Source organism: Haladaptatus sp. (assembly GCF_049589095.1).
Classification (GTDB): Archaea; Halobacteriota; Halobacteria; order Halobacteriales; family Haladaptataceae; genus Haladaptatus.
This window is the reverse complement of record NZ_JBAWAC010000085.1, coordinates 1-5,528: the sequence shown is the minus strand read 5'-3', so window position 1 is coordinate 5,528 and position 5,528 is coordinate 1. Positions and strand designations below refer to the sequence as shown.

Here is a 5,528-nt window from a genome sequence, read left to right as displayed (position 1 = left end):
AGTACGAACCGACCGACGCCGCCAACGGTCTCGCGCCGGTTTTCATCCACCTCTACGAGTGGGCGTCAGTCTACGACCTCGACGGCGATGGCGATTGAGTCGGCGGGAATTCCATTACTACAAATTTTGTAGTCGATACACTACTACTGACTCGATAGTATATGACTACAGAAGCGAAAGCAAACAGCGTGATTCAACAGTTCCTTACATTCCAGCCGATCGAGAGGGCGGGCGGTTCGCGATGACCGACGCGATTCGCGCCGAGGACGTTCACGTCGTCTACCCTGACGGTACCGAGGCCGTCAACGGCGTGGACATGCGCGTTCCGGAGGGTGAATTCTTCGGCTTCCTCGGGCCGAACGGGGCAGGGAAGACGACGACGATTCGAACGCTCGTCACGCTGTTGCGACCGACCGACGGCGCGGTGACGGTGAACGGCTACGACGTGGCCGAGGACCCGAAGAGCGTCCGCCGGTCGGTCGGCTACATGGCACAGGAGACGAGTATCGACGAGGAGTTGACCGCGTGCGAGAACGTCGAGTACATGGCGGCCGCGTACGGCATCCCGAAGTCTGATCGCGGCGAGCGCGCGGACGAACTGCTTGACCTCGCCGACCTACTGGACGTCGCGGACAAGTCGGCGAAAACCTTCTCGGGCGGGATGAAAAAACGGCTCGACGCCGTCACCGCGTTGGTCCACCGCCCGCCGGTCGTCTTCCTCGACGAGCCAACGACCGGGCTCGACCCGAAGGCGCGCAACCGCCTCTGGGACTACTTCCGCGAGATAAACCGCGAGGGAACCACGCTGTTCCTCACGACGCAGTATCTGGAGGAAGCAGACCAACTGTGTGATCGCATTTCGCTCATCAAGGACGGCGAAATCGACCTGACCGGCTCCCCGGACGAACTCAAACGGGAGGTCGGCGGCGACATCCTCGAACTCGAACTCGCGCCGTCCGACGTGGACATGGCGACCCGCATCGCGGAATCAGGAGACGTGTTCGACGACGCCGTCGTCACCGAGACGACGAACGGCATCTCGATTGGGTCCACGATGATTCGAACGAACACCCCCGACTACTTCGTCGCGCTTCGTGAGACGGGCGTGGAAATCGACGGTTTCGACGTTCGCTCACCGACGCTCGACGACGTGTTCCTTGCGGTGACGGGCGAAGGTGTCGAAGCGGAGGATGCGGTCGAATCGAGCACGGAGGTGATGTTATGAGCACCGATACGGACAACCACCACAGGCTCGCGCCGGGGAACGGCTTCCTCGGCGACACGTGGGTGAACATGCGGCGGTGGCTGCTCAAGTCGGTTCGAAACCCGTTCATCGTCACGTCCTCCATTGTCCAGCCGCTCATCTTCCTCGTCCTGTTCTCGCAGGTGTTCGGACAGGTCACGGGTGGCGCTATCGGCGGACCCGGTCAGGACATCAAGTACATCAGTTTCCTCCTGCCCGCCATCGTCATTCAGGTGTCGCTCGTCGCCGCCGCGAGTTCCGGTATCGGGCTGGTCAACGACATCGAAACGGGGATGTTCGCGAAGGCGCTCGTCTCGCCGATGAATCGCGGTGCGGTGTTCCTGGGGAAGACGCTCGCCGAAGTCGCCCGTATCTGCGTGCAGATAATCATCGTCGTCGTGGTCGGTGTCGCCCTCGGAGCGAACATCGCCACGGGATTCCTCGGCGTTCTCGCGTTGATGTTCATCGGCATCCTGTTCTCGATTTGGTTCACGGCGCTCTCGAACGTCGTCGGGATTCAGACCGAGGACACTGAATCGACCATCATCGCCGTGAACTTCCTGCAACTCCCGTTGCTGTTCGTCTCCAGCGCGTTCCTGCCGGTCGACCGGTTGCCGCAGTGGATTCAGTACATCAGCGCGGTCAACCCCATCACCTACGGCGTCGATGCGGCGCGAGCGCTCGTCATCTCCGGCTGGGAGTGGGACACCATCCTCCCGTCGATCGCCGTCCTCATCGTCCTCGACCTCATCTTGGCCGGACTCGCGTTGGTCGTGATTCGACGCGCCACCAGCGCCAGTGCGCGTTGAAGAGCGGCGACAAGGGTGAGGGCGACCCGCAGCGGATCAGAACAAGTCGCCGAGGATTTTCGACTCCGCTGCCGCGAGGTGTTCGCTGAACGTGGAGGGATTGATGTCGAGCGCTTCGGCGATTTCCGTCGCGTTCGCCTGTCGCGGGCGCTCGAAATACCCCATCTCATACGCTTTTCGGAGAATCTGTCGTTGGCGAGCCGTCAGCTTTCCCCGGTCCACGAAGACGAGATCCCGAGTCCGTTCCCCCGCTGGAGAACGAACGAACCGTTTGATGTCTACGTCGGGAAAACGCTCACGGAGATCGGCGATAACGTCCTGTAGTTGGTCGTAGCCATCGGCGTAGAAAATCAATATCAGCGTCCCCTCCCGAATATCGTAGCGGGTGACCGGACAGCCATGTTGACCCAAACACTCACACGGGCAGTTCACACCGTCCTCGTGGACGAACCGATACCGTCGCGTCGACCCGTGCGAGAAGATCGGCGTGATATCCCCCTCCGGGTCGTACTCCGCGTCCATCGAAAATTCGGTTACGAGTTCCGTGTCGTCGGAGGGTCGAGCGTTCACGGCGACCGAGTGGATAGTGGCTTCCGCCAACGCCGAGTGTTTGGCGAGCGGACACCCTTCGGGCGTCCGAAACTCCACGGTTGCTCGGATTCCAGGTAACATGGCTGTTTGCGGGATGGTTTGCGTTGGTTCTTTTTTGACCTACCGCTCCACTATCCAATCGTTCTACTATCTACTCGACGTCGCTCTCCCGATCGATTCTCACTTGGCGGCCGCTCAAGTCGTCCGGCGTGAGTTGGTAGAGCTGGATATCGAGATTTTGCTTCGATTCACCCCAAATCTCGAACAGCGGACGTTTCGCCTCGCCGTACTGTTCGATATGCTCGACGGTCAACTCGTCCTGCGAAATCTCGCGTAGGGTTCCGGTTGCGACGACACTTCGATACAGATCCCCGTTTTCGTCGTACACGACGAGACGGGCTTGTGGCGCGGACGCCAGAAAGCGCCGTTTCTCGCTCTGTGGTGTCGAAACCAATCGTAAGTAGAACCGCCGGTTCTCGACATTGTAGCCGTATGAAATAGGAATGGCGTACGGATCGTTCTCGCGCGCGAGAGAGAGCACGCCGGTTTCGTGATCGCCAAGGATTGTATCTGTCTTCTCTGTAGACAGCTCGACCTGCTGATCCAAAGCCATATCTTATATTGCCGAATGGAGAGAGTCCCATTAATAGTTGCCTGTGACGCGGTCCGTTTCGGACGAAATCACGTCCGCACACGAAAGAACACGATGCGGCGGTATCACGAGGAGTCCGCTATCGACGCTTCCGTGAACGCGTCCGCTGTGACGGCACTCCCGCAGATGACACATCCCTTTCCGATGAGGGCGACCCTCATCGAATCGTTCACGGTCAACGTTTCCCCGCACTCCGGACAGGCGAAGATGTACTCGTCTATCCCTTCGCTACTCATCGTATTCGCTACTACACTTCCCCGTAATAAATACCATCCTCTCTTTCTGAACGCGAGAGAATTGGAGTTCTCCGCGTACAACGCGGCCGAAGCGGGATTTACCCGGACCAGATGTGAATCACGCGTCCGATCCGCTACTGTGAACGAACCGAGGTCTTCTCACCAAACGATAATTCTTCCCGTCAAACGATAATTAGCGCTACACTTGGTACATCGACGGTCGTCTCTCGAACTGGAGTAAGACAGATGGTAGAAAACGTCAACACAAGTCTCCTCGGAAGGGAGGTATCGTTCGACTTCTCGGGTCCGTGGTCGAGTTACGTGATCGTCCTCACACGCCTCCTCGTCGGCTGGTGGTTCACCGCCGCGGGTCTCGAAAAGTTCGCAAATCTCTGGTACGGTCCCGCGGAATCGTTCGATGCGAGCGGATGGCTCGTCCACGGTACGACCGCTGCACCGGGCTGGCTTCACGGCTTCCTCGTGTGGGCCGGAAACACGGGATGGCTCCTCGCCTTCGCGAACGTCATGATTCCACTCGGTGAACTGCTGATCGGTCTCGGTGTGCTTTTCGGCGTTCTCACCCGCCTCGCGTCGTTTTTCGGCGCGTTCCTGTTGTTCTTCTTCTATCTCGGCGGTGCCGACTTCGCCAACGGCTACGTGACCGGCGAGTTGTTGGGGATTCTCCTCTTCATGCAGCTCATCGTGTTCGGTGCCGGTCGAATTTGGGGGCTCGACGCCATCATCGAGGGAACTGACTTCGTGAACGACCACACGTGGATGCGGTACCTGCTCGGCTAAGGAGGCGACAAGACATGACAACAACACACTCCGAACTCAGTATCGTTGACAAGATTGCAATGGTCCTCGGCGGCGGGCTCATCCTGCTCGGAACCGTCGTGTTAGGATTCCTCGATACCTTCCTCGGGGATCCCTCCGCGATTTCGACGACGAACGACGCGGGACAGGTCGTCACGACCCCCGCGTTCCCGGTCGAGGTTCGCGGAACGATCATCGCCCTCGGACTCGTCGTGTTCATGCTGTACGCGGTTTACAAGCTGTTCACGGTGATCACTTCGCCGGAGGCGAGACACACGCCCGAACAGAGCGCCTCGACCGGACATCACTGACCCCGGCTCGGGAGTTTCAACGACTGTTTCGAAGGATAATCGTACTTTTCGTCCGGAGTCGCTTACTATCAGCATCTCGCTACCGACCACGTCACTTCGAAGCGCCACGAAAGTGCCAGTAGACGTGAAAGCGCGAGCCTGTAGCCCACCGCTGACGGGACGATTCGCACCAGTATATAAACTACCCCGAGTACTGTGGCTGTTAATTGTTCCTCCAAGCACGTGATCGAATAGTATGAGTCAATCACAGAACGTCGTCGGTGCGGTTGAAACGTTCGAGCAGTCGCCGAAGCAACGGACGGTAGTCGAAAACGAGGACGCCGTTCGGGATCTTCTCACCGTACTCAATACGTCGGACTGTCAGGCCATTCTCGATGTGACCAGCAACGAAGCGCTTTCGGCAAGCGAGATCTCGAACCGATGTGAATTGCCGCTCTCGACCACGTACCGCAAACTCAACCTGCTCGCGGACGACGGGCTACTCGAAGAACGGGTGCGGATCAGCGGGGCCGGAAAACACGTGAGCGAGTACGCCCGAATCGTCGAGGATGTGGTCATTTCGATGTCTCCCGAGGGGACGTTCGAACTACACATCTCACAGCACGAGGGACCCAAATCACACACCGGCTTTGGGTTCGGGATGGAGGACTGATCGTGATGAACCGCACCGAACGATCCGAGCATTTCGCGTCGCTGTTCGAGTCCATCACCGGACAACCGACGATCACCGAACCACAGCAAACCGATATCCCCGTTCGATTGGACGAATCCGGGGAGGGGGAAACGATATCCCATTATCTCGCAACGGCGGGGGCAAACGAGCTCGATGACGTCATCAACGAACCGGATACGTACTGAACTCCGGTGGCC

Annotated in this window: 9 protein-coding genes; 6 read left to right on the top strand and 3 right to left on the bottom strand. The window is 58.9% G+C overall.

All coding sequences use genetic code 11. From position 1 onward, the window contains the following. The first annotated feature begins 241 nt into the window (after positions 1-241). Both WBV42_RS02935 and WBV42_RS02930 read left to right on the top strand, forming a co-directional pair. Positions 242-1,225 carry an ATP-binding cassette domain-containing protein gene (locus WBV42_RS02935; protein WP_423984708.1) on the top strand — a complete coding sequence of 328 codons (984 nt, stop codon included), beginning with the start codon at positions 242-244 and terminating at the stop codon, positions 1,223-1,225. Next, positions 1,222-2,052 carry an ABC transporter permease gene (locus WBV42_RS02930; protein WP_423984707.1) on the top strand — a complete coding sequence of 277 codons (831 nt, stop codon included), beginning with the start codon at positions 1,222-1,224 and terminating at the stop codon, positions 2,050-2,052. Before WBV42_RS02935 ends, WBV42_RS02930 begins: the two co-directional genes overlap by 4 nt. 36 nt (positions 2,053-2,088) lie before the next feature. On the opposite strand, the gene WBV42_RS02925 is transcribed toward WBV42_RS02930, so the two are convergent. From WBV42_RS02925 to WBV42_RS02915, 3 genes are all read right to left on the bottom strand, one after another. Next, positions 2,089-2,724: a helix-turn-helix domain-containing protein gene (locus WBV42_RS02925; RefSeq protein WP_256486488.1), complete on the bottom strand. Its 636-nt coding sequence runs from the start codon at positions 2,722-2,724 to the stop codon at positions 2,089-2,091. 70 nt (positions 2,725-2,794) lie between these two features. Then, the gene (locus WBV42_RS02920) at positions 2,795-3,256 is read right to left on the bottom strand and encodes a pyridoxamine 5'-phosphate oxidase family protein (protein WP_423984706.1); all 462 of its coding nucleotides are present in this window, start codon (positions 3,254-3,256) and stop codon (positions 2,795-2,797) included. Between the two features lie 104 nt (positions 3,257-3,360). Further along, positions 3,361-3,531, bottom strand: a complete 171-nt coding sequence (locus WBV42_RS02915) for a DUF7560 family zinc ribbon protein (RefSeq protein ID WP_253225004.1) — start codon at positions 3,529-3,531, stop codon at positions 3,361-3,363. Between the two features lie 246 nt (positions 3,532-3,777). Here WBV42_RS02915 and WBV42_RS02910 point away from each other — a divergent pair, with 246 nt between their 5' ends. The 4 genes from WBV42_RS02910 (at position 3,778) to WBV42_RS02895 (ending at position 5,516) form a co-directional block, all read left to right on the top strand. Next, the gene (locus tag WBV42_RS02910; RefSeq protein ID WP_423984705.1) at positions 3,778-4,329 is read left to right on the top strand and encodes a DoxX family membrane protein; all 552 of its coding nucleotides are present in this window, start codon (positions 3,778-3,780) and stop codon (positions 4,327-4,329) included. Between the two features lie 14 nt (positions 4,330-4,343). Next, a complete protein-coding gene (locus WBV42_RS02905; RefSeq protein WP_423984704.1) occupies positions 4,344-4,658 on the top strand; it encodes a hypothetical protein in 315 nt (104 codons plus the stop codon). A 235-nt stretch (positions 4,659-4,893) separates the two neighbouring features. Further along, positions 4,894-5,310: a helix-turn-helix domain-containing protein gene (locus WBV42_RS02900; protein ID WP_423984703.1), complete on the top strand. Its 417-nt coding sequence runs from the start codon at positions 4,894-4,896 to the stop codon at positions 5,308-5,310. Between the two features lie 5 nt (positions 5,311-5,315). Continuing rightward, positions 5,316-5,516 (top strand): hypothetical protein, encoded by a 201-nt coding sequence (locus WBV42_RS02895; protein ID WP_423984702.1) that lies wholly within the window; start codon positions 5,316-5,318, stop codon positions 5,514-5,516. Positions 5,517-5,528 lie beyond the last annotated feature (12 nt).

Bases quoted from the DNA above. Each gene is read 5' to 3' on its own strand.
- WBV42_RS02935 (WP_423984708.1), top strand. From the start codon at position 242: ATGACCGACGCGATTCGCGCCGAGGACGTTCACGTCGTCTACCCTGAC.
- WBV42_RS02930 (WP_423984707.1), top strand. From the start codon at position 1,222: ATGAGCACCGATACGGACAACCACCACAGGCTCGCGCCGGGGAACGGC.
- WBV42_RS02925 (WP_256486488.1), bottom strand. From the start codon at position 2,724: ATGTTACCTGGAATCCGAGCAACCGTGGAGTTTCGGACGCCCGAAGGG.
- WBV42_RS02920 (WP_423984706.1), bottom strand. From the start codon at position 3,256: ATGGCTTTGGATCAGCAGGTCGAGCTGTCTACAGAGAAGACAGATACA.
- WBV42_RS02915 (WP_253225004.1), bottom strand. From the start codon at position 3,531: ATGAGTAGCGAAGGGATAGACGAGTACATCTTCGCCTGTCCGGAGTGC.
- WBV42_RS02910 (WP_423984705.1), top strand. From the start codon at position 3,778: ATGGTAGAAAACGTCAACACAAGTCTCCTCGGAAGGGAGGTATCGTTC.
- WBV42_RS02905 (WP_423984704.1), top strand. From the start codon at position 4,344: ATGACAACAACACACTCCGAACTCAGTATCGTTGACAAGATTGCAATG.
- WBV42_RS02900 (WP_423984703.1), top strand. From the start codon at position 4,894: ATGAGTCAATCACAGAACGTCGTCGGTGCGGTTGAAACGTTCGAGCAG.
- WBV42_RS02895 (WP_423984702.1), top strand. From the start codon at position 5,316: ATGAACCGCACCGAACGATCCGAGCATTTCGCGTCGCTGTTCGAGTCC.